This window comes from Aeromonas sp. 62-46 (genome assembly GCF_001898585.1).
Taxonomy (GTDB): domain Bacteria; phylum Pseudomonadota; class Gammaproteobacteria; order Enterobacterales; family Aeromonadaceae; genus Aeromonas; species Aeromonas caviae.
This window is the reverse complement of sequence record NZ_MKUI01000003.1, coordinates 20,512-43,268: the sequence shown is the minus strand read 5'-3', so window position 1 is coordinate 43,268 and position 22,757 is coordinate 20,512. Positions and strand designations below refer to the sequence as shown.

General features: G+C 63.2%; 17 protein-coding genes, 1 pseudogene and 1 other annotated feature. Of the genes and pseudogenes, 11 read left to right on the top strand and 7 right to left on the bottom strand.

The window, feature by feature from the left end:
* Positions 1 to 28: 28 nt before the first annotated feature.
* The gene (locus BGO64_RS00355) at positions 29 to 994 is read left to right on the top strand and encodes a DMT family transporter (RefSeq protein WP_286699952.1); all 966 of its coding nucleotides are present in this window, start codon (positions 29 to 31) and stop codon (positions 992 to 994) included.
* Between the two features lie 81 nt (positions 995 to 1,075).
* The gene (locus BGO64_RS00350) at positions 1,076 to 1,444 is read left to right on the top strand and encodes a TraR/DksA family transcriptional regulator (protein WP_039039175.1); all 369 of its coding nucleotides are present in this window, start codon (positions 1,076 to 1,078) and stop codon (positions 1,442 to 1,444) included.
* A 158-nt stretch (positions 1,445 to 1,602) separates the two neighbouring features.
* On the opposite strand, the gene rnd is transcribed toward BGO64_RS00350, so the two are convergent.
* The 7 genes from rnd to BGO64_RS00315 all read right to left on the bottom strand — a co-directional run bounded on the left by rnd (position 1,603) and on the right by BGO64_RS00315 (position 9,139).
* Entirely contained in the window at positions 1,603 to 2,715 is a 1,113-nt protein-coding gene (gene rnd / locus BGO64_RS00345; protein ID WP_042865294.1) for a ribonuclease D, read from the bottom strand.
* A gap of 98 nt (positions 2,716 to 2,813) precedes the next feature.
* Entirely contained in the window at positions 2,814 to 4,490 is a 1,677-nt protein-coding gene (fadD, locus tag BGO64_RS00340) for a long-chain-fatty-acid--CoA ligase FadD (protein WP_010674700.1), read from the bottom strand.
* A gap of 196 nt (positions 4,491 to 4,686) precedes the next feature.
* A complete protein-coding gene (locus BGO64_RS00335; RefSeq protein ID WP_261999618.1) occupies positions 4,687 to 5,538 on the bottom strand; it encodes an alpha/beta fold hydrolase in 852 nt (283 codons plus the stop codon).
* Between the two features lie 9 nt (positions 5,539 to 5,547).
* The gene (locus tag BGO64_RS00330) at positions 5,548 to 6,063 is read right to left on the bottom strand and encodes a Slp family lipoprotein (RefSeq protein WP_039039136.1); all 516 of its coding nucleotides are present in this window, start codon (positions 6,061 to 6,063) and stop codon (positions 5,548 to 5,550) included.
* A gap of 50 nt (positions 6,064 to 6,113) precedes the next feature.
* Positions 6,114 to 6,815, bottom strand: a complete 702-nt coding sequence (gene tsaB / locus BGO64_RS00325; RefSeq protein WP_286699951.1) for a tRNA (adenosine(37)-N6)-threonylcarbamoyltransferase complex dimerization subunit type 1 TsaB — start codon at positions 6,813 to 6,815, stop codon at positions 6,114 to 6,116.
* A 97-nt stretch (positions 6,816 to 6,912) separates the two neighbouring features.
* A complete protein-coding gene (yoaA, locus tag BGO64_RS00320; RefSeq protein WP_286699950.1) occupies positions 6,913 to 8,832 on the bottom strand; it encodes a DNA repair helicase YoaA in 1,920 nt (639 codons plus the stop codon).
* A gap of 61 nt (positions 8,833 to 8,893) precedes the next feature.
* Entirely contained in the window at positions 8,894 to 9,139 is a 246-nt protein-coding gene (locus BGO64_RS00315; protein WP_010674695.1) for a hypothetical protein, read from the bottom strand.
* Positions 9,140 to 9,329: 190 nt separating this feature from the next.
* Positions 9,330 to 9,458: a sequence feature (His leader region), on the top strand.
* A gap of 23 nt (positions 9,459 to 9,481) precedes the next feature.
* Between BGO64_RS00315 and hisG the strand changes: the two genes are divergently transcribed.
* The 9 genes and pseudogenes from hisG (at position 9,482) to BGO64_RS00270 (ending at position 22,685) form a co-directional block, all read left to right on the top strand.
* A complete protein-coding gene (gene hisG, locus BGO64_RS00310; protein ID WP_010674694.1) occupies positions 9,482 to 10,378 on the top strand; it encodes an ATP phosphoribosyltransferase in 897 nt (298 codons plus the stop codon).
* Positions 10,379 to 10,409: 31 nt separating this feature from the next.
* Positions 10,410 to 11,735: a histidinol dehydrogenase gene (gene hisD, locus BGO64_RS00305; protein WP_286699949.1), complete on the top strand. Its 1,326-nt coding sequence runs from the start codon at positions 10,410 to 10,412 to the stop codon at positions 11,733 to 11,735.
* Positions 11,732 to 12,802, top strand: a complete 1,071-nt coding sequence (gene hisC, locus BGO64_RS00300) for a histidinol-phosphate transaminase (protein ID WP_201956991.1) — start codon at positions 11,732 to 11,734, stop codon at positions 12,800 to 12,802. The genes hisD and hisC overlap by 4 nt, the downstream gene beginning before the upstream one ends.
* 19 nt (positions 12,803 to 12,821) lie before the next feature.
* On the top strand, positions 12,822 to 13,955 hold the full coding sequence (gene hisB / locus BGO64_RS00295) for a bifunctional histidinol-phosphatase/imidazoleglycerol-phosphate dehydratase HisB (protein ID WP_128273211.1): 1,134 nt from the start codon (positions 12,822 to 12,824) through the stop codon (positions 13,953 to 13,955).
* The gene (gene hisH / locus BGO64_RS00290; RefSeq protein WP_286699948.1) at positions 13,955 to 14,578 is read left to right on the top strand and encodes an imidazole glycerol phosphate synthase subunit HisH; all 624 of its coding nucleotides are present in this window, start codon (positions 13,955 to 13,957) and stop codon (positions 14,576 to 14,578) included. The genes hisB and hisH overlap by 1 nt, the downstream gene beginning before the upstream one ends.
* 5 nt (positions 14,579 to 14,583) lie before the next feature.
* Positions 14,584 to 15,330 (top strand): 1-(5-phosphoribosyl)-5-[(5-phosphoribosylamino)methylideneamino]imidazole-4-carboxamide isomerase, encoded by a 747-nt coding sequence (gene hisA / locus BGO64_RS00285; RefSeq protein ID WP_010674689.1) that lies wholly within the window; start codon positions 14,584 to 14,586, stop codon positions 15,328 to 15,330.
* 132 nt (positions 15,331 to 15,462) lie between these two features.
* A pseudogene (locus BGO64_RS00280) lies at positions 15,463 to 16,571 on the top strand (response regulator).
* On the top strand, positions 16,564 to 18,717 hold the full coding sequence (locus BGO64_RS00275) for a PAS domain-containing protein (protein WP_286699947.1): 2,154 nt from the start codon (positions 16,564 to 16,566) through the stop codon (positions 18,715 to 18,717). Before BGO64_RS00280 ends, BGO64_RS00275 begins: the two are co-directional and overlap by 8 nt.
* Positions 18,714 to 22,685, top strand: a complete 3,972-nt coding sequence (locus tag BGO64_RS00270; protein WP_286699946.1) for a PAS domain S-box protein — start codon at positions 18,714 to 18,716, stop codon at positions 22,683 to 22,685. Before BGO64_RS00275 ends, BGO64_RS00270 begins: the two co-directional genes overlap by 4 nt.
* Positions 22,686 to 22,757 lie beyond the last annotated feature (72 nt).

Below are 22,757 nucleotides of genomic sequence, written 5' to 3'. Positions count from 1 at the left end.
CCTCCTTCTTCTTTACCGGATATGAAACATGTTGTTCGGAGTCCTGTTTGCCCTGCTGGCCGGCCTGATGTGGGGGCTCATCTTCGTCGCCCCCCTCTTGGTGGACGGCTACCCCCCCGCCCTGCTCGCGAGCGGCCGCTACCTCGCCTTCGGCCTCATCGTACTGCCGCTCGCCTGGCAGGCCCGCAAACACCTGGCGGCCCTCTCGGCCAGCGACTGGCGAGAGGCCCTCGCCCTCACTCTGGTGGGTAACCTCCTCTACTACTTCTGCCTGTCGGGGGCCATCTTGCGCATCGGCTCGCCCCTGGCAGCCATGTTTATCGGCACCCTGCCGGCGGTGACGGCCCTGGCCGCCAACCGCCTCTATGGCGCACGGGACGGTCGCCTCTCCCGCACCCGGCTCTACCCGTCCCTGGTGCTGATGGGGGCCGGCCTCTATCTGGTCAACAGCGCCGAGCTGACCTGGCACACCGAGGCGCGCACCGAACAACTGCTTGGGCTCGCCCTGGCGGTGGGCGCCGTGCTGTGCTGGACCTGGTATCCCCTGCGCAACGCCCGCTGGCTGCGCGAGCACCCGGGCCGCAGTCCGGCCGTCTGGGCCACCGCCCAGGGGCTGGTGACCCTGCCGGTAGCGCTCATTGCCTATCTCGGCAGTCTCGGCCATCTTGCCCTGAGCGCACCGGACTTTCCCCTGCCCTTCGGGCCAACGCCCCTGCGCTTCGTGCTGCTGATGGGGGCGGTGGGGCTCTTCTGCTCCTGGCTCGGCACCCTGTGCTGGAACGAGGCGAGCCAGCGCCTGCCGACCGTGCTGGTCGGGCCGCTCATCGTGTTCGAGACTCTGGCGGGACTCTTGTACGCCTTTATGCTGCGCGGGATCATGCCCCCCATGAGTACCCTGGTGGGTGTCGTCTGTCTGGTGGCGGGGGTGCTCTACGTCATCACCGGCAAGCCGCAGCACCTGCCGGAAAAACCTGCCAAAGCACGGTTAACTTGACTCATGTCATCTTGATAAACCGCGGGTTTCCCTATACTGGCCGAGTTTTATCACTCGTTTTTGGGGGCTGCTGTGTGTGAAGTGACGCAAGCCCGGTTGGCCGAATGGCATCAGCGCCTTCTGACCGACTGGGCGCAAACAAGAGAGGAGCTGATCCGTCAGCTCAAGGCCTGTCGACAAGATGACTGGGCACAGAAAGTGGAGCGCTGCGAGCGGGATCAACTGGTTGATCTGACCAGCCGTCTCGATCTGCCCGGGGTGGAACACAGCGTGGCACGTCTCAAGCGGCTCGACGCGGCGCTCTGCCAGATGGATCTGGGGCTCTATGGCTTCTGCTCCGATTGTGAGGAGCCGCTGCTCCCAGAACAGCTGGAACAGGATCCGACCCTGCAACGCTGCCCGCGCTGCGAGGCCCGCTACCGCAAGGGATTCCACGCTCACGAACTCTGATGGGGGCACCCTTTGTGCCCGCCATTTTCCTCCTCCACCCCTACTCGCTTCCCATCATGACCACCCCCCTGGCGCGACGATCCCGGCAACCCCTGGGGGCAGCCGCACAGGCATGAAAAAGGGGAGTCATGGACTCCCCTTCTCGTACTGCGTACTCGTCACTGGGCCAGCAGGTGGCCTACCAGCTCATGACGCCACCCTTGCAGCAGCATGGGCTTGTCCGCCCTGGCCCGCTCCTCGGCACTCATGCGCCAGCTCCAGGTGAAGTACTGGTGGATGATCTTCTTGCTCGCCACCAGCTCCGGTGGAATGTTGCTGGCCTTGGCCTTCTCCTCCACCATGGCCTTGATGCGCTTGAGCTCGGCCTTGTACTGGGGGAAGTCCACCAGACGGCGGATGGGATCGGGCCAGCTCGCAGGGTCGCTCTGCTGGGCGGCGGCGACGATGTCCAGCATCCGCTTGCCGTGGATCTTGATCTCGATGGGCGAGAGGCCCAGCTCGTTGAGATCCCGCAGCGAAGCGGGACGACGCTCCGCCACCTTGAACAGGTGCAGCTCTTTGACCACGAAGTTGAGGGCGAGATCCCGGCGTACCGCTTCCTGCTGGCGCCAGGCGGCCAGCTCGCGCAGGATGGCCAGCTCGCGGCGACCCAGTTGCCAGGCGTTGACTATCTCGAGGTAGGCCTGACGGGGATCGCTGCCCTGGGTCTTGCGGGCGGAGTGGTTCTGGCACTCCTGCTCGAACCAGGGGAACTTGCCGCTCTCGCGCAGTCTGGCCATCACCTTCTCGTAGAGGGGCATGAGGTAGAAGACATCCGCCGCGGCATATTCCAGCTGACGAGGGGTAAGGGGGCGCGCCAGCCAGTCGGTACGGGCCTGATCCTTCTCAAGCTCGACCCCGAGGAATTCGTTGACCAGGGCGCCAAAACCCACCGACACGCCATGGCCCAGGAAGGCTGCCGCCAGCTGGGTATCGTGCATCTGGTTGGGCAGGTGACCCGCCTGATGCTGGATGAGTTCCAGATCCTCACCGGAGGCGTGCAGGATGGCAATCTGTCCGGCCCGACCGAGGCGCTGCCACAAACCGGAGAGCTCCAGGGTCAGGGGATCGAGCAGGGCAAGCTGCTTGCCATCGTAGATCTGGAACAGACCGAGCTGGGGATAGTAGGTACGGGTGCGAACGAATTCGGTATCGATGGCCAGGGGAACGTCGGCCAGAGAAGCGAGATACTGATCCAGTTCGGCTTGCTGTGAAATGAGTTGATATTGCATCGTTGCCTGCACGTTGGTCGGATCCAAAAAGAAAAAACCGTGGATGTCCCACGGTTTTGCATAACGACAGCGCTGGACTGCAAAGCAGTGCATGCCGGTTACTGCTTGGCAATCTCCTCGTCGCGCAGCACGCGGCGCAGGATCTTGCCCACGTTGGTCTTGGGAAGTTCGTCGCGAAATTCTACCAGTTTCGGCACCTTATAGGCAGTCAGATGTTTGCGGCAGTGGGCAATTATCTCCTCTTCCGCCAGCTTTGCATCTTTCTTGACCACGAAGATCTTCACCTGCTCGCCGGACACCGGGTTGGGTACGCCGACGGCGGCCACCTCCAGCACCTTGGGATGCAGGGCCACCACGTCTTCTATCTCGTTCGGGTAGACGTTGAAGCCGGAGACCAGGATCATGTCCTTCTTGCGATCGACGATCTTGAAGAAACCCTGCTCGTCGCATACCGCGATGTCGCCGGTGCAGAGCCAGCCATCCTGCATCACCTCGGCGGTCGCCTCCGGGCGCTGCCAGTAGCCGGTCATCACCTGAGGACCGCGCACCTGCATCTCGCCGGGGGCACCCCGTTCGGTGACCTGGTTCCCCTCGTCATCCACCAGACGGATCTCGGTGGAGCAGACCGGCAGGCCGATGGAGCCGTTGTAATCCACCAGATCATAGGGGCAGACGCTCACCAGGGGCGAGCACTCGGTCAGGCCATAGCCCTCCAGCAGCGGGGTGCCGGTCAGCCCCTTCCACTGCTCGGCCACCGCCCGTTGCACCGCCATGCCACCACCGATGGTGAGCTTGAGCTTGGCAAAATCCATGCCCTTGAACTCGTCGTTGTTGACCAGAGCGTTGAACAGGGTATTGACCCCGGTGATGCAGGTGAAAGGATACTTCTTGATCTCTTTGACAAAGCCCGGGATGTCGCGGGGGTTGCTGATGAGCAGGTTGTAGCCCCCCAGACGCATGAACAGCAGGCAGTTCACCGTCAGGGCGAAGACGTGATAGAGCGGCAGCGCCGTGACCACGAACTCCTTGCCGCGCTCCAGCACAGGGCCATAGACACCGAGGCACTGCTCGACGTTGGCGATCATGTTGCGATGAGTCAGCATGGCCCCCTTGGAGAGGCCGGTGGTCCCGCCGGTGTATTGCAGGAAGGCGATGTCCTGGTTGCTGATCTCGGGTTTGATGTACTGCAGGTAGCGCCCCTTGGCGAGGGCCTGGCGCATGGTGCTGGCATGGGGCAGGTTGTACTTGGGCACCAGCTTCTTGACGTATTTGACCACGAAGTTGACCAGGGTCCCCTTGGCCAGCCCCAGGTTGTCTCCCATCCGGGTCAGGATCACATGCTTGACCGGGGTGTCATACACCACTTTTTCCAGGGTGTGGGCAAAGTTGGAGACGATGACGATGGCCTTGGCGCCGGAATCTTTCAACTGATGCTCCAGCTCGCGCGGGGTATAGAGGGGGTTGACGTTCACCACCGTCATGCCGGCCCGCAGGATGCCGAATACCGCGATGGGGTATTGCAGCAGGTTCGGCATCATCACAGCCACCCTGTCCCCCTTGCCGAGCTTCAGCTCGTTTTGCAGGTAGGCGGCGAAGGCTCGGGACTGCTCCTCCAGCCGGCGGTAGGTAATGGTCTGCCCCATGTTGACGAAGGCGGGTTGATCGGCGAACTGGTTCACCGACTCTTCAAACATCTCGACCAGAGAGCCGTATTGGTCTGGATTGATCTCGGCGGGCACCCCTTCTGGATAACGCTTCAGCCAGACTCTTTCCACGAACTTCTCCTGCATAACTCGCACCTGTGCGCTCACTGTGTTGCCTCCGTCCCTGTCACATCCATTTCAATCAGTTGTTTTAAGTTCATGCTCTAATGCCGCACATATTTACATAAGGCAACATCAATTAACAGTGAATTAACAACGGGAAATGTGAGGGAGAAAGCAAACCTGACATGATTCAAAGCCGCCGATCCTACCGGATTTGAGCGAAGTTTTCGATATAAACGGCGGTTTCTGATGAATTTTCCATATGAAAATGATGGCCTCCTGCCACTGTCACCCGTTCAATGTGGCCAAAGGCCGCCTCCCGCAACTGCCACTGTGCCAGGAGCCCGGGGAAGCCCTGCTCTCCCCGGATAAAGAGCACCGGACAGGCGATGGCCCGGATCAGGGCCTGGGCCTGCCCCTCGCTCATGCGCAGGGGCGAGAGATCGCGAAGACGGGGATCACTGCGCCAATACCAGCGCCCTGCCCGCGCCTCCAGTTGTCGCTCGCAGATAAGGCGTGCCGCACTCGGGGGGATGTCCGCCACCTTGCAGCGGGCAGCCACCGCCTCCTCGAGGGTGGCAAATCCACTGGTTGCACGCTCACGGGTACGAGTGCGGTTGAGGATGGCGCGGCGCAGCTGGCCCGGTACCTCCTCGTCGGGCTGGCTCAAGGGGCCGAGCCCCTCCAGCAGAATGAGCCGCTCGATTTGCTCGGGAAAGACGCCGGCATAGGCAGAGGCAATCAGCGCCCCCAGGGAGTGACCAAGCAGGATGAAACGCTGCCAGCCCGCGGCCTGGGTGATCTGGTAGAGATCATCCAGCCAGTCCACGAAGACATAGGGAGTCGACTTGTGATCGGAGTGACCATGGCCCGGCAGGTCGACGCAGACCAGATGAAACGCCCCCAGCCAGGGGGCCAGAGGCAAAAAGCTGGCACCGTTGTCGAGCCAGCCATGGAGGGCCACCAGCAGCGGTCTGCCCTCCTGACCATTGTCCAGCAGGGCGATGTGCCGCCCGTCCGCCAGGCACAGCCTGCGCTCCTGCAATGTCGCCGTCATCCGGGCTCCTCAGCGGCGCAGGGGCCGTCTGGGCCAGAAGGGATCATAGAAAGGATCGTAAAAGTAGGGATCCATGTAGCGGATCTCCACCTCCTTCACCGGTGGCCACAGCTTGCTCCCCGTCACCTTGAGTACCGAGAAGCGATACTTGTGCTCGCCAATCTGGCTGTCCACCGGCTTGTCGAGGGTGCCGAGCACCGTCAGGCTGCGACCCTTGGCATAGAGGGTCGGGTCGACAAACCCCTGCATGATGGCGAGAAAACGACCTGGGCTCTGCTCGGTCTGCTCCGGCACCCCGTTGGACTTGAGGGGCAGATAGACCACCTCGATGACACTCTGATCCGCCTTGTTGTGGACCGCCGAGATGACACCGCTCCAGCGGGCCGGCTTGCCTTCCATCCCCTGCAGGGCGGGTTGATAGGCCACCAGCTGATCCGCAGGCTCATAGGCAAGCTCTTTGGGCACCGTGCTGCAACCGCCCAGCAGCAGCCCCACCAATCCCAGCATGATCACGGATTTTCTCATTCGTCTCTCCTTCATCGTCCGACAAAGCAGCCCGGGGCAGCCGTTGCCGCCTATTCGCGACCCGGCAGTTTCTTCCAGGTCACCTTGTCACGCAGATAGACAGGGGTGGCTTGCTCAACCGGCACCGCCTCACCCGCAAACCAGGCCTGGCGTGCCAGAGGCAGCATGTCGGCGGCCGCCGGGAAACGCACCAGGCTTGGCATCAGCGCATCTGCCAGGCCGCCCAGGGTCTCGCCATAGGTTTCAAAACCGGTGCCAACGCAGCTCACCGCGCCAGTCAGCTTGTCACGGGCCTGCACCAGTGCGGCTGGTTCGCTCACCACCTCCTCGCCCACCAGCGTCATCACCCCGTCCACCAAGGCGTAGTGGCCGAAATAGACCTCGTCCATGCGCGCATCGATGGCGGCAAGCACCTGCTCGGCCCCTTCCAGCTTATGGGCCCCCTGGGCCATGGCTGCCAGGGTGGAGACACCGATCATCGGCACGCCGGCACCAAAGGCGAGCCCCTGGGCCACGCTGATCCCGATCCGTACCCCGGTGAAGGAGCCAGGCCCACGACCGAAGGCGATGGCGTCGAGCTCATCCAACGATAGACCGGCTTCATCCAACAGAGCCTGAACCATGGGCAGGATCTTGCGGGTATGGTCACGGGGCGCCTCTTCCCAGCGGGAGTAGAGGGTATCGCCCACCAAGAGGGCTGCGGAGCAGGCTTCGGTGGCGGTATCCACGGCCAGGATCTTCAACTCATCCATTCTTTTTATTCTCTTCACATCAGTCAGTTAAATCGTCAGCATGGCCAAGGCCTGCCGTCATGCATGGCCGGGTGCAATCAGCCCCGGCGCGGCGGACTCACTCCCGTGGTCCGAAAAATTCTCCCAGGGTCGCCAGCTCCCGGGTCCGTGGAATGGCAGGCAGGCTCTTGATGAAGGTGGCGCCATAGGGCTTGTTGACCACACGGGGATCACAAATAACCAGTACGCCGTGATCACTGCGATCACGTATGAGCCGCCCCGCCCCCTGCTTGAGGGCAATCACCGCCTTGGGCAACTGCAGCTCGGCAAAGGGATCTCCCCCCTTGAGCTTGCAATCTTCCACCCGCGCCTTGAGCTGGGGATCGTCCGGGCTCGCAAAGGGCAGCTTGTCGATGATAACACAGGACAATGCCGCCCCCCGCACGTCTATCCCCTCCCAGAAACTGCTGGTGGCCACCAGCACGGCCCGACCGTTTTCCACGAAGGTCTTGAGCAGCCGCTGCTTGTTGTCTTCCCCTTGCAGCAGGACGGTGCGGCCGATTTCCCGGCGTAGCACCTCGGCCACCTGGCGCATCACCTGATGGCTGGTGCAGAGGAAGAAGCACCCCCCCGGCGTCTTGTTGATGAGGGGGATCATCAGGGTCGCCAGCTGCTCCCCGCGCCCGAAGGCATTGGGCTCTGGCAGGAAACGGGGTACGCACAGGCGCGCTTGCTCGGCGTAATCGAACGGACTGTCGAGAATGAGTTCGGCGCTGCCGGCCAGCCCCATCTCGGCGACGAAGTGGGCGAAGCGATTGTCCACCGTCAAGGTGGCCGAGGTGAAGACCCAGGCCACCTCGGGGCGCTGCACCTCGGCACCGAAGCGCTCGGCGACCGACAGCGGCGTCAGATTGAGGGTAAAGTGCAGACGCGAACAGTCATACCAGTAGGAGAAACCGGTCTGGTTGACCGCCAGCACCTCCCCAAGGCGGGTGCGCAGCTCGCTGATGCGCTCGAAACAGTGATCCAGCTGCTCCCCCCGCCCGAGCGCCAGTTTCAGCACTTCATAACAGAGCCCGATGGCATCGTTGAGGCGGGCCAGCGCCTGGGCCCAGAGGGATTGTCTCAGCAGATCCCGGGTGTTGCCGCGCCCCCCCTCCACGCCGAAGGCAAGGCGCAGATCCTGACTGGCAATGGCGAGCCTGTCCGCCGCCTTGCCAAGCTGGGCCATGTCATGAGCCTCTGCCCGGTAGGCGAGCTGGATATCCTGCGCCAAATCCTGGATGGTGCGGCTGCCCACGGACTTGCCGAAGTAATGGCTGGCGATCTCGGGCAGCTGGTGCGCCTCGTCGAATACATAGACCTGCGCCTCGGGCACCAGCTCGCCAAAGCCGGTGTCTTTGACCGCCATGTCGGCGAAAAAGAGGTGGTGGTTGATCACCACCACCTGGGCGTCCATGGCACGGCGCCGGGCGATGACCAGGTGACAATCATCGTAATAGGGGCAGTCGCGACCCAGGCAGTTGTCGTTGGTGCTGGTGACGTGGGCAAGGATCTCGGCGTTCTCCTGTAGCCCCGGGATATCCCCCACATCGCCGTTGTCGGTGGCGGTCGACCAGGATTTGACCTTCACGAGATCGCTCAGGATCTCGGGCTTTTGCAGATGGGATTCACTCAACAGCCGGTTCATCCGCTCGATGCAGAGGTAATTGCTGCGCCCCTTGAGCAGTGCCACCGGCGGGGTGTAGTGAAGCGCCCCCGTGATGGTGGGCAGATCCCGATAGAAGAGCTGCTCCTGCAGGTTCTTGGACCCGGTGCTGATCACCACCCGCTTGCCGGATTCCAGCGCAGGCACCAGATAGGCATAGGTTTTGCCAGTGCCCGTTCCAGCCTCCACCAGCAAGCGGCCACCTTGCTTGATGGCGCGCGACACCGCCTCGGCCATCTCCAGTTGCGGGGCACGGGCCTTGAAGCCGTCAATATGGCGGGCCAGGGGGCCGTCTGGCTTGAACAGGGTCTGGATGATGGTCAAAGGCATGTCCCGCTGCAAAAGCGGGCATTATGCCAAAAGCGCGGAAAAAGCGGGACTGATAATGCGTTCAGACGAAGAGATCAATCCGGTGGTCCGGATCCGGTTTGTGATCATCATCCTGCACCGCTGGTTGATCAGGCTTTGGCGGCTGCTCTCTCTGCTGGTGATGCTGGCCACCGCCGCCATTGTCGGTGCCTATCTTGCGCAGCTGATGTTTCTGGCTGATCTGGGTCACCTCCCGCTTGATGTCATCCGGGCTCGGTGTCGAGGGTGCGCGGGGCAGGATGGGAAATAACAGGTCCTGGCTGGGCATGATGTCGCCTCCTTTGGCATCTCATTGTCTAGTTATCGACCAGAAAACCGTTTTCTCAACTTTAATCGTCCGGATCACATTTTTCGGTTGCATTTTCTGTCAAGGCAGGTAGTTTAAATCGGGCGTCAACAACGGCATCTGATTTGTAAAGGATTGATTACATCATGAAGTTCACCAACCTGAAGACTCATCATCACCATCATCATCCCGAATAGTCTTTCAGGAGGTTGACTGCTGGAAGACACTTAACTGGTGACTTCCAAAAGGACCGCAAGATTCATGAACCCTCGGAAGCACATACTTCCGAGGGTTTTTCGTTTTTGACTAGAAGGAAATCGAGCAATGGAAACACAACGTCTGCGCATCGCCATGCAAAAATCCGGTCGTCTGAGCCAGGATTCCCAGGCCCTCTTCAAGAGCTGCGGCCTCAAGATCAACCTGCGGGAACAGCGCCTCATCGCCCATGTCGAGAACATGCCCATCGACATTCTGCGAGTGCGCGATGACGACATCCCGGGTCTGGTGATGGAAGGGGTGGTCGATCTTGGCATCATCGGCGAGAACGTTCTCGAAGAGGTGCAGCTCATCCGCGCAGCCCAGGGGCAGCCCTTTGCGGTGAAGACCCTCAAGCAGCTCGACTTCGGCGGCTGCCGCCTCTCTCTGGCGGTGCCGGACGATGTCAACTACACAGGACCCGAGAGCCTTGCCGGCAAACGCATCGCCACCTCCTACCCCGGTCTGCTCAAGCGCTTCTTCGACGAGAAGGGCCTGGGCTTCAAGAGCGTGATGCTGGGCGGCTCGGTGGAAGTGGCCCCCCGCGCGGGTCTGGCCGATGCCATCTGCGATCTGGTCTCCACCGGCGCGACCCTGGAAGCCAACGGCCTGAAAGAGGTCGAGGTGATCTACCGCTCCAAGGCCGTCCTGGTGCAGGCTCCCAACCCTCTGAACGATGCCAAGCAGAAACTCATCGACAAGCTGCTGCCCCGCATCCAGGGGATGCAGCAGGCGCGCGAAAGCAAATACATCATGCTGCACGCCCCCAAAGACAAGCTCGATGCCATCACCGATCTGCTGCCGGGGGCGGAACGTCCCACCATCATGCAGCTCGCCGGTGACACCAACCAGGTGGCCCTGCACGTCGTCTCCAGCGAAACCCTGTTCTGGGAGACCATGGAACAGCTCAAGGCCCTGGGTGCCAGCTCCATCCTGGTGCTGCCCATTGAAAAGATGATGGAATAAGCCAAGAGAGATGGAATAAGGAAGACACATCATGCAGACCCTGATCTGGAAGACCCTCTCCCCCGCCCGGCAAGCCGAGGTCCTGACCCGGCCCGCCCTTGGCGATGAAGCCGACATCGGTACCGTGGTGCGAGACATCATTGCTGCGGTACGCAGCCGGGGCGATGAGGCCCTGCGCGAGCTGAGCCAGCGTTTCGAACGCGCGCCCCGCGAACAGCTTCGGGTGAGCGACGTGGAAGTGGATGCCGCCTGCGCTCGACTCGGTGATGACATCAAGGGTGCCATCGAGGCCGCCATCGCCAATATCCGTACCTTCCACGCCGCCCAGGTACAGCCCGTCGTCCGAGTCGAAACCCAGCCCGGGGTACTGTGCGAGCTGCGCACCCAACCCATCAGCCGGGTCGGCCTCTATGTCCCGGGAGGCAGCGCGCCGCTCCCCTCCACCGTGATGATGCTGGCCATTCCGGCAAGTCTGGCCGGTTGCCGTGAGGTGGTGCTCTGTACCCCATCTCCGGCGAGCGACGAGATCCTGTTTGCCGCCCGCGCCTGTGGCGTCCGTCAGGTGTTCGCCATCGGCGGCGCCCAGGCCATCGCGGCCATGGCCTATGGCACGCAAACCATCCCCAAGGTGGACAAGATCTTCGGCCCGGGCAACGCCTATGTGACCGAAGCCAAGGGCCAGGTTTCCCGTGACTGGCGGGGCGCCGCCATCGACATGCCAGCCGGCCCCTCCGAGGTGCTGGTGATCGCAGACGAGAGCGCCAACCCGGCCTTCGTGGCATCGGATCTGCTCTCCCAGGCCGAGCACGGCCCCGACAGCCAGGTGGTGCTGGTGACCACCTCCGCTTCCCTGGCCGATGCCATCGGCAGCGAGATCCAGGCGCAACTCGCCGACCTCAGCCGCCGCGACATCGCCGAGCAAGCCCTGAAGGCAAGCCTGGTGATCCTCTGCGACAACCTGGAGGAGGCCTGCGCCATCTCCAACGCCTATGCCCCGGAACACCTCATCGTGCAGACCCGGGCCCCCCGGGATCTGCTGGACAAGCTCGAGAACGCGGGCTCCATCTTCCTCGGGGCATGGACACCGGAGTCGGTCGGTGATTACGCCAGCGGCACCAACCACACCCTGCCCACCTACGGCTATGCCCGCACCTGCTCGAGCTTGGGGCTTGCTGACTATCAGCGCCGCTACACGGTACAGGAGCTCACTGCAGACGGCATTCGCGGCCTTGGCCCCATCGTCCAGCGCATCGCCCAGGCCGAGGGGCTCGATGCCCACAAGCATGCCGTCACCCTCAGGTTGAACGCCCTGGCCGCCGAGCCCCAACAAACAGCACAGCAGAAGGATCTGTCATGAGCATCGTCAATCTGGCCCGTCGCGTCGTGCGGGCTCTCACTCCCTACCAGTCCGCTCGCCGCATCGGCGGCCAGGGCCACGTCTGGCTCAATGCCAATGAGGCCCCCCTGGCCTACCCCTTCACCGTCGAGGGGAGCCGCCTCAACCGCTATCCCGAGTGCCAGCCGGCCGAGGTGGTGAATGGCTATGCCGCCTACGCCGGGGTCAATCCGGATCAGGTGCTGGTGAGCCGCGGCGCCGACGAGGCCATCGAGCTGCTGATCCGCACTTTCTGCGAGGCGGGGGAAGATCAGATCCTCATCTGCCCCCCCACCTACGGCATGTACGCCATCAGCGCCGAGACCTGTGGCGTGGGGATTGTCGAGCAGCCATTGACCGCCAGCCGTCAGCCGGACTGGCCCGCCATCGCCGATCGCCTCTCTGACGTGAAGCTGGTGTTCCTCTGCTCCCCCAACAATCCCACCGGGGATCTGGTGGGCCGCAAGGGACTCGTCGCCCTGCTGGAGAAGGCCCGGGACCGCGCCATCATCGTCGTGGACGAGGCCTACATCGAGTTCTGCCCGGAGGCCTCCGTGGTGGACCTGCTCGCCCAATACCCGAACCTGGTGGTGACCCGCACCCTCTCCAAGGCCTTCGCCCTGGCAGGGATCCGCTGCGGCTTTACCCTGGGGGATCCCGAGGTGATTGCCATGCTGGCCAAGGTGATCGCGCCCTACCCCATTCCCGACCCCATCGCCCAGATTGCCGCCCAGGCGCTCTCTCCCATGGGGCTGGAATTGATGCAGGAGCGGGTGCAGGAGCTCAACAAGCAAAAGGCGCTCATCAAGGCGGAGCTGCTTCGTCTGCCCTGCGTCAAGGAAGTGTTCGAGGACAAGGGCAACTTCGTGCTGGTGCGCTTCGTGGATGGCGCCGCCGTGTTCGCCGCCATGAAGGCCGCCGGCATCATCTTGCGTGATTTCTCCAGCAAGCCTGGCCTTGACAACAGCATCCGCATCACCATCGGCTATCAGGGCGAAATGGACGCCGTGCTGGCCGTGCTGCGTGACCTGCCCCCACCCTCTCTGTAAGACAAGCAAGGATGTAGCGATGAAAACCCCGTTTTTGTTTATCGACCGTGACGGCACCCTGATCGAGGAGCCGGTCACCGACAAGCAGGTGGACAGCCTTGCGAAGCTGCGCTTCGAGCCCATGGTGATACCTGTGCTGCGTGAGCTCCAGGCCGCCGGCTACGTGCTGGTGATGGTGACCAACCAGGATGGGCTCGGCACCGCCAGCCTGCCCCTTGAAAACTTCCAGCCGCCTCACGACCTGATGATGCACCTCTTCGAATCCCAGGGCGTCACCTGGGAGCAAGTGCTGATCTGTCCCCACTTCCCCACCGACGGTTGCAGCTGCCGCAAGCCTCACCTTGGGCTGGTGAAGGAGTATCTCGCCTCGGGCCGCATCGACTTTGCCAACTCCTTCGTGATTGGCGACAGACAGACCGACATCCAGCTTGCCGAGAACATGGGCATCCGCGGCATACGCTACCACCCGCAAGATCACGGCTGGAATGCCATTCGTGATCAGCTGCTCTCCAAGGGGCGCGTGGCCGAGGTGGAGCGCTACACCAAGGAGACCCGCATCCAGGTGGCGGTGGATCTCGACAAGAGCGGTGGCAACCAGATCGCCACCGGCATCGGCTTCTTCGATCACATGCTGGATCAGATAGCGACCCACGCGGGCTTTCGCCTCAAGCTCAAAGTGAGCGGCGATCTGCACATCGACGATCACCACACGGTGGAAGATGTGGGATTGGCACTGGGTCAAGCCCTGCGCCAGGCCCTTGGCAACAAGCGCGGCATCGGCCGCTTCGGCTTCGTGCTGGCGATGGACGAGGTGCAGGCGGTGATCGACGGGCGTCCCCGCCAGGAGGCTGACAACACCTCGCTGACCGAGCTGGACGTGGCCACGGCGCTGGATCTGAGCGGCCGTCCCTACTTCGTGTTCGACTGCCCGAGCGGCTTTGGTCGCGACAGCGTGGGAGAGATGGCCACCGAGATGGTGCCCCACTTCTTCCGCTCCCTCTCTGACGCCATGGCCATCACCTTGCAGATGAAGGTGGGCAGCGGCAACACCCACCATCAGGTGGAGGCGCTGTTCAAAGGCTTTGGGCGCGCCCTGCGCCAGGCCATTCGCGTGGAAGGGAGCGAGCTTCCCTCCAGCAAGGGGGTGCTGTGATGGGGAAACAGAACCTGGTCATCATCGACACCGGCTGCGCCAATCTCGCCTCGGTGCGCATGGCGTTCGAGCGCCTCGGCGTGCAGCCCAGGGTGAGCTGCAAGGCCGCCGATATCGAGCAGGCGGACAAGCTGATCCTGCCCGGCGTCGGCACCGCCATCGCCGCCATGAAGAACCTCAATCAGCGGGAACTGGTGCCCCTCATTCGCGCCGCCAAGCAGCCGCTGCTCGGTTTTTGCCTCGGCATGCAGATGCTGGCACAGGCCTCGGAAGAGAACATGAGCGCCGATGGCAGCGAAGGAGCGCTCATCGACTGCCTCGGCATCGTGCCTGGCAGGATCCGCCTGATGGAGGTGGGCAACCTGCGCCTGCCCCACATGGGCTGGAACCAGATTGAGCACGACGAGACCCACCCGCTACTCAAAGGCATCCCCAGCGGCAGCTACTTCTACTTTGTCCACTCCTATGCGCTGGAGGTGACCGACGCGACCCTGGCGACCTGCGACTACGGCCTGCCCTTTACCGCCATCGTCGGGCGGGACAACTTCTTTGGCGCCCAATTCCACCCGGAGCGATCCGGCCCGGCCGGTGCCCGCCTACTGCAAAACTTTCTGGAGCTATGACAGGCATGATTATTCCCGCAATCGACCTTATCAACGGTCAGGTCGTGCGCCTCTACCAGGGCGACTACGGCCAGAAAACCGCCTACAGCGACAACCCGCAGGCCCGCTTCGATGACTATGTCAGCCAGGGGGCGGCGCAGTTGCACCTGGTGGATCTGGACGGTGCCAAGGATGCCAAGGCCCGCCAGTTGGCCCTCATCGCCCAGCTGCTGTCCGCCACCGAGGCACCGGTGCAGGTCGGCGGCGGTGTGCGCAGCGAACAGGATGTGGCCGACTTGCTGGCGGCCGGCGCCAGTCGGGTGGTGATCGGTTCCACCGCCGTCAAATCCCCGGATCTGGTGGCCAGCTGGATGGAGAAATATGGCCCCGAGCGCATCGTGCTGGCCCTGGATGTCAACATCGATGAACAGGGCAATCGCCACATCGCGGTGGCTGGCTGGCAGGAGAACAGCGGCATCTCCATCGAGGCGCTGATCGAGCGCTTCCTCCCCGCCGGGCTCAGACACGTGCTCTGCACCGACATCAGCCGGGACGGTACCCTGGCGGGCACCAACGTCGAACTCTACCGGGATCTCTGTGCCCGCTACCCGAGCGTCGGCTTCCAGGCCTCCGGCGGTATCGGCGGTCTTGCGGATATCGAGGCGCTCAAGGGAACCGGCGTCAAGGGGATCATCCTCGGCCGTGCCCTGCTGGAGGGCAAGTTTGACGTGGCAGAAGCCATTCGCTGCTGGGGTGACGGCCGCGCTGCGTGACGCGCCCCTTTCCGGCATCAGACAGCCTGCCCATCCGGGCAGGCCTCTTTCTCCCCGATGGGGGCGAACCTTATGATTTGGCAGCAATTGGCTCTATACTCGACCTCACAGGGATAGCGTCATGGAAGACATATGTTGACACCTCACAACGCCACCATCCTGATCGTCGACGACTCACCCGAAAATCTGATGGTACTGACCGAATTGCTTTCGCCTCATTACCGCGTGCTGGCGCGCAGAGCGGGGAAAAATGCCTGCGCATCGTCAGCGTGGATCCAAAGCCTGACCTCATCCTGCTGGATGTGATGATGCCCGGCATGGATGGTTATGAAGTGCTCAGGCAATTGCGTCAGTCCCCGATCAGCAGCCGTATTCCCGTCGTTCTGCTCACCGCCCTCGCCGACCCCCAGAGCGAGGAGTTCGGCCTCTCCCTCGGCGCCGCCGATTACATCACCAAGCCCATCAAGCCGGTGGTCGTTCAGGCCCGGGTACGTACCCAGCTGGAGGCCAAGCAGGCCCGTGACGGCCTGCAAAACCAGAATGCGGCGCTGGAAGCCGAGGTCGCGCGGCGAATGGCGGAAAACGACCTGATCCAGCAGGTCTCCATCCGCGCTCTCGCCCATCTGGCGGAGATCCGCGACCCCGAAACCGGCAACCATATCCTGCGCACCCAGGGCTACGTACGTCTGCTGGCCAGCGCCCTGGCTGATCACCCCCGTTTCGCCGATACCCTGACCCCGGGTTACATCGACCTGCTGAGCCGCTCCGCACCGCTTCATGATATCGGCAAGGTGGGCATTCCCGACCACATCCTGCTCAAGCCGGGCAAGCTGACCCCGGAGGAGTGGCAGATCATGCGCACCCACGCCAAGCTCGGCAGCGATGCCATTGAGGAGGCCGAACAGGACATGGAGCAGCCCCTGGCCTTCCTCACCCTGGCCAAGGAGATCGCCCACTGGCACCACGAGAAGTGGGATGGCAGCGGCTACCCGGATGGCTTGCAAGGGGACGCCATACCCCTCTCGGCCCGCCTGATGGCGCTGGCAGACGTGTTTGACGCCCTCATCTGCGCCAGGGTCTACAAGCCGGCCATGAGCTACGACGAGGCTCGCGCCCTCATCCTCTCCGGCAGTGGCCACCATTTCGATCCCGATGTCGTGACCGCCTTCGATCGCCATTTCGACGCCTTCGTCACCATTGCCGAACGCTACCAGGATGGCAGCGAGGCCGTGGATGGCTGAGGCTCCCCTGACCCGGGCACATGTGCTCAACGTCGTGCTCACCTATGCCGCCGTGGCAAGCCTGTGGATCCTGCTCTCCGACAAGGCGGTGGAGTGGCTGTTCAGCACCCCTGCCCAGTTCGCCATGGCAAGCACCATCAAGGGCTGGCTCTTCATCCTCATCACGGCCCTCATGCTTTATGCCATGCTGCGTCGTCGCATTGACACCACCGGCAGCACACCTGTCTTTACGAGGCGTCAATGGATCCCCTTCCTGTTGCTCAACGGGCTCATTTTGGCCCTGACCGCCATGGCCATCGCCCGCAACATCGAACTGGCACGCAACAAGGAGGTGGCTCGTCTCGAAGCCATCGCGGATCTCAAGAGCCAGCGCGTCACCGAGTGGCTCGGAACCCACGAGCAGGATATTCACCAGCTCATAAAGGGTCTGGGCAGTACTGATTTCTATCGTCCCGGACAAGCACCATCCTCACCCGAAGCGATCACGCCACCACTGGCAAGGCTGCTCGAATTCATCTCGGTACGCGGATTTCACGGTGCGGCCGTGTTCAATCCTGCCGGACAGCCCCTGTGGCATACCCCGGGTGGCGACACCATGAATGCCACGTTGCGTGACGCCCTGCCACGGCTCGAGCAGGGCAACGTCATGCGTCTTGGTCCCTATCTCGATGATCGCGGTCACGCCAGGCTGGACTTTCTGGTCAATCTGGAGGTTGCTGCAGGACCTGCCCCCGTGCTGGTGATGCAGATAAGCGCAAATCGCTGGCTCGATCAGATCCTGGGGTCCTGGCCCGTCCCAGACAGCAGCGGAGAAGCCATTCTGTTTCGCCAGCAGGGGGATCAGGTCCACTATCTGAGCAGCCTGCGCTATCGCCCGGAACCGGCTCTCACCCTGCACTATCCCGTCACCCACCCCACCCTGCTGGCTGCCCAGTATTTGCGGCTCGCCGAACGCGGCATGCCCCAGGTACTCTATGGCCAGGATTACCGGGGCAGCGAGGTCTTCGGGGTTGTCTATCCGGTCATGAACACGGACTGGTACCTGCTGGCCAAGATCGATAAGGCGGAACTCTACCAGGCCACCTTCAAGGAGAGCGTCTGGATCGGTCTCATCGGCCTGCTGGTGCTCTTTGTCACCAACGCCGGCATCATCCTGCTGCGCCAGCACACCCGGCTGCAGATGGCCGAGCAGCTTCAGCATTCCCAGTCCCAGCGGCTGGAGGCGTTGCAGCTGCTCTCCGCCATCGCCGACAGCTCGGAAGACGCCATCTTCGCCAAGAACAAGGAGGGCAGATACATCCTCTTCAACCGGGCCGCCAGCCAGTTTGTCGGCAAGCCGGTTGACGAGGTGCTGGGCCAGGATGATCTGACGCTCTTCCCGCCGCAGCAGGCGCAGATGCTGATGGCATCCGGGCGCCAGGTCATAGAGCGCAACCGGGTGCAGACCGAGGAGGAGTACCTGACCCTGCCCGATGGCGAGCATGTGTTTCTCGCAACCAAAGGCCCCTTGCAAGACAGCGAGGGGCAGGTGATCGGGATCTTCGGCATCTCTCGGGACATCACGGACTTCAAACGGGCCGAGGCCGACTTGCGAGAGCGGGAGGGGCTGTTCCGTGCACTGGTGGAGCAATCCCTTGCCGGGATCTACATCATCCAGCAGGGTCGGCTCTGCTACATCAACCCCTGTTTTGCCCGATTGTTTGGCTATGACACCCCGGGGGCGCTGATCGCCGTTGGCCAGTTGCACGCCCTTGCCGCTCCCAAGGACAGCACCAGGGTTGCCGAGCTGGTGCACGCGTGCGAGCAGGACGCGCGCGATATCCACACCCGCTTCAGTGCCCTGCATCAGCACGGGGAATCCCTGGAGGTCGAGCTGTACGGGCGGCGCGTCGACTACCTCGGCCAGCCCGCCATCATCGGCATTCTGCTCGATGTCACCGAACGGGAGCAGGTTGAACAGGCCCTGACCCGCCAGGCCAGCGAGCTGCGCCAGCAGAACCATGAGCTGGAGCGGTTCAACAAGGTGATGGTGGACAGGGAGCTCGCCATGCTGGCCCTCAAGCACCAGATCAACGGGCTCTCCCGTCAGCTCGGAGTGCCGCCCCCCTATCCCCAGGCCCCCATGTCACCGGAGGATCTCCCATGATGAGCTGGTCACCCCTGTGGCATGTGCGCCCCTCCACCCAGCGCTGGGGGATCTCCCTGCTGGCCGTGCTGCTGCCCGTTCTGATGTTGCAAATCCGTGTCCAGCTGCCCATCGCCTTTGGTGAGCGACCGCTGCTGGTTCTCTTCATGCTGCCCATCATCGTTTGCGCCCTGTTGGGGGGCTTGTTGCCAGGTCTGCTCTGCACCCTGATCACCGCCCTGGTCACCAGCTATTTCATGCTCCCCCCCATCTATTCACTGAGTGTCGAGGCTGGCCAGGATCTGGTGCAATGGAGCCTGCTCATCGCCAACGGTCTGCTCATCAGCGTGCTCAGTGCCGCCTTTCATCGCGCCCGGGCCAGAGAGGTCCTGCGCTGGCAGGAGCTGATGAACACCCAGAACCAGTTGCAGCAGAGCGAGAACCGCTTCCAGGTCACCTTCGAACAGGCAGCGGTCGGCATCGCCCTGGTCTCCCCCGATGGACACTGGCTGCGTGTCAATCAGCGGCTGTGCCACATCCTGGGCTACCGGGCCGACGAGCTCACCGGGATGACGTTCCAGCAGTTGACCCACCCGGACGATCTCTACCTCGATGAGGCCTATGTGGCCCGGGTGCTGGCGGGAACTATCCCCCACTACACCCTGGAGAAGCGCTACCTGCACAAGGGGGGCGAGATCATTTGGACCACTCTGACGGTGGCCCTGGTGCGCGACGCCGAAGGCAATCCCGACTACTTCATCTCCATCATCGAGGACAACCGGCAGAACAAGGAGACCGAGGAGGCGCTGCGCCGCAACGAAGCCATACTGCGCGAGTCCCAGCGTCTCGCCAAGATAGGGAACTGGCGCTGGCGCGTGGCCGATGACAGCCACTTCTGGTCACCGGAGATCTATCGCATCTATGGCCGGGATCCGGCCCTCCCCCCCGCCGTCTATCCCGAGGTCAGAAAATACTTCACTCAGGAGGGGTGGCACACGGTGGCCCAGGCCGTCGAGCGCTGCAGGATGGACGGGCAGCCCTACGAGTGCGATGCCGAAGTGATCACGGAGCAGGGGGAGACCGCCTGGGTCATTGCCCGCGGGGCGGCGCTCAGGGACAGGGATGGCACCATACTCGAGCTCTACGGCACCGTGCAGGACATCACGGAGCGCAAGCTCGCGGAGCAGAGCCTGCAACACAATCAGCAGATGGCGCTCGATACCCAGCGCCGTGCTCGCCTCGCAGCCCTGAACCTGATGGACGACGCCATCAGTGCACGGGTGCGCGCCGAAACCGTCAGCAGCGCCCTGCGCGAGAGCGAACAGCGCCTGCTGATGGCCCAGGAAGGGGCCCATGTCGGCATCTGGGAATGGGACATGGTCAGCAACCGTCTCTTCTTCTCGCCGGAATGCGCCCGCCTCTATGGCCGCAGTGCCGAGGCGCTCGGCGAGCTGGCCGCCTGGCAAGCCTGCCTGCATCCGGATGACAGGCCCCGCATCGAGCAGTTGCTGGCGGAGCGGGCGGTCAGCGGCGCCCCCGTCGAGCTGGAGTTCAGGATCCTGCTGCCAGATGGCGGCATCCGCTGGCTGGTGAGCAAAGGGAGTGTCTACCGGGACGCCCAGCAGCGGCCCGTGCGCCTCCTTGGCATCCATCTGGACATCACCCAGAGCAAGCTGGCCGAGCAGCAGTTGCGCCAGTTGTCCCTGGCCCTCGAACAGAGCCCTGACGGCGTCTTCATCACCGACACCCGGGCGCGCATCGAATACGTCAACCCCGCCTTCCTCGCCGCCAGCGGTTACCAGCAGCACGAGGTGATAGGCCGGACCCCGTCCCTGCTGCGCTCTGGCCTCACCCCGGATGCCAGCTATGTCGCCCTGTGGGATGCCATCAACCACGGCCAGCGCTGGCATGGCGAATTCATCAACCAGCGCAAGGATGGCTCCCACTACCAGGTGCTGGCCACGGTGTCGCCGATCCGCCAGGAGAGCGGCGAAATCACCCACTACGTCACGGTCCAGGCCGACATCACCGAGAAGAAGCAGCTCGGCGAGGAGCTGGACCAGTATCGCTACCACCTGGAGGAGATGGTCAACGAGCGCACCCGGCAGCTGGCCCAGGCCCACCAGCGGGCCGAAAGTGCCAACCACGCCAAGAGCGCCTTCCTTGCCAACATGAGCCACGAGATCCGCACCCCCATGAATGCCATCCTGGGGCTCACCTATCTGCTCAAGCGCGACACCCGGGATCCCACCGACCTCGAACGGCTGACCAAGATAGACACTGCCGCCCAGCACCTGCTCAGCATCCTCAACGACATCCTGGATCTCTCCAAGATCGATGCGGGCAAGATGACGCTGGAGCTGACCGATTTCTCCCTCACCGCCATGCTGGACAACGTCCGCGCCCTGATGAACGACCAGGCCAGGGCCAAGGGGCTCACCATAGTGACGGACATCGGCGATACCCCCGCCTGGGTGCACGGCGACATCACCCGCCTGCGCCAGGCCCTGCTCAACTATGCGACCAACGCCATCAAGTTCACCGAGCAGGGAACCGTCACCCTGCGCGTCAGGCTGGCCCGCCCCCTCACCACCGGCTACCTGCTGCGCTTCGAGGTGGAAGACACCGGCATCGGCATCACCCCTGCACAGCGCGAGAAGCTGTTCCAGGCGTTCGAACAGGCGGATGTCTCCACCACTCGCAGATATGGCGGCACTGGCCTTGGCCTTGCAATCACCAGCCGGATCGCCGCCCTGATGGGGGGTGAGGTCGGGGTCACCAGCGAGCCAGGCCAGGGAAGCTGCTTCTGGTTTACCGCCAGGCTGTTCAAGGCAAAAGAGGACGCTCCTTCCCGGACCCCGTCCGAGCAGGGGAACCAACAGGCCTTCAGCTTCCCTCGCCACGCCCGGATCCTGCTGGTGGAAGACAACGCCATCAACCGGGAAGTGGTGCTCGAGCTCCTGTGCCACAGCGGCCTCGTCATCGAGACGGCCGTCAACGGCCAGGAGGCCCTGGCCCTCGTCAGCCAGCACCCCTTCGACCTCATCCTGATGGACATACAGATGCCGGTGATGGATGGCTACAGCGCCACCCGCGCCATCCGGGCCCTGCCCGGCATGGACAGGCTGCCCATCCTGGCGCTCACCGCCAGCGCCTTCGAGGAGGACAGAAAGGCGAGCGCATCGGCCGGCATGAACGATTTCATTGCCAAGCCCGTCACCCCCGCCAAGCTGTTTGAAGCCCTGCAGCGCTGGTTGCCCCAGGGCAAGGTCCCCGAGCTTGCCCCGGACGACAGCACTCGCCATCCCGTGACAGGCCCCCTTGCCCGCCTGCAGGCACACCCGGGTCTGGATCTCGACCAGGGGCTGGCGGCCCTCAACGGCAATCAGGAGAAATACCTGGCCCTGCTTCGCTACTTCATCCATGAGCATGGCCAGGACATGACCCGGCTGCACCGCCACTTGCAGGCCGGGGAGCACAGCGATGCAACCCGCATGGTCCACAGCCTGCGCGGCGTGGCGAGCACCCTGGGGGCACATGAGCTGTCGCGCCACTGCCTGGCCCTGGAGCAGGCCATCGCGGACGGCAACACAGAGCCCACCGGACTCATGTCATCCATCGATGAAGAGATCGCCGCCCTTTGCGCTCTGCTCGGGGACGATCTCGCCGCCCCGACCACCGATCTGGTGCCTCTGGGGGATCAGTGGCGCCAGCAACTGCTGGGCCAGATGGAAGCCCTGCTGGTGCAAAGCGACACCGCCGTGATCCCCCTCTACGAGCAGTATGCCGGTCCCCTTCGCCTCATGCTGGGGTCTCGCAGCGACACCCTGACCAGGCAACTGAAGGCGTTTGATTTTGATGCCGCCCTGCTCACCCTGCGCCAGCATATGGCAACGGACGAGACCCACCCGGACGATCGGGCTCCCCTCCCCGAGGCGCCAGCCTGCCATCCGGGGCAGGTGAAGGGCGACAAAGGGTTGAATCACTGAATGAAGTCATGCATATAGTGGGGTGCCCAGAGGCGACGAGACGGCCTGCCGGGCCTGTCGTTTCCCCCGTCA

Coding starts and splice junctions, on each gene's coding strand:
- BGO64_RS00355 (WP_286699952.1), top strand. CDS start 29: ATGTTGTTCGGAGTCCTGTTTGCCCTGCTGGCCGGCCTGATGTGGGGG.
- rnd (WP_042865294.1), bottom strand. CDS start 2,715: ATGCAATATCAACTCATTTCACAGCAAGCCGAACTGGATCAGTATCTC.
- BGO64_RS00335 (WP_261999618.1), bottom strand. CDS start 5,538: ATGACGGCGACATTGCAGGAGCGCAGGCTGTGCCTGGCGGACGGGCGG.
- BGO64_RS00330 (WP_039039136.1), bottom strand. CDS start 6,063: ATGAGAAAATCCGTGATCATGCTGGGATTGGTGGGGCTGCTGCTGGGC.
- tsaB (WP_286699951.1), bottom strand. CDS start 6,815: ATGGATGAGTTGAAGATCCTGGCCGTGGATACCGCCACCGAAGCCTGC.
- yoaA (WP_286699950.1), bottom strand. CDS start 8,832: ATGCCTTTGACCATCATCCAGACCCTGTTCAAGCCAGACGGCCCCCTG.
- BGO64_RS00315 (WP_010674695.1), bottom strand. CDS start 9,139: ATGCCCAGCCAGGACCTGTTATTTCCCATCCTGCCCCGCGCACCCTCG.
- hisG (WP_010674694.1), top strand. CDS start 9,482: ATGGAAACACAACGTCTGCGCATCGCCATGCAAAAATCCGGTCGTCTG.
- hisD (WP_286699949.1), top strand. CDS start 10,410: ATGCAGACCCTGATCTGGAAGACCCTCTCCCCCGCCCGGCAAGCCGAG.
- hisC (WP_201956991.1), top strand. CDS start 11,732: ATGAGCATCGTCAATCTGGCCCGTCGCGTCGTGCGGGCTCTCACTCCC.
- hisB (WP_128273211.1), top strand. CDS start 12,822: ATGAAAACCCCGTTTTTGTTTATCGACCGTGACGGCACCCTGATCGAG.
- hisH (WP_286699948.1), top strand. CDS start 13,955: ATGGGGAAACAGAACCTGGTCATCATCGACACCGGCTGCGCCAATCTC.
- hisA (WP_010674689.1), top strand. CDS start 14,584: ATGATTATTCCCGCAATCGACCTTATCAACGGTCAGGTCGTGCGCCTC.
- BGO64_RS00275 (WP_286699947.1), top strand. CDS start 16,564: ATGGCTGAGGCTCCCCTGACCCGGGCACATGTGCTCAACGTCGTGCTC.
- BGO64_RS00270 (WP_286699946.1), top strand. CDS start 18,714: ATGATGAGCTGGTCACCCCTGTGGCATGTGCGCCCCTCCACCCAGCGC.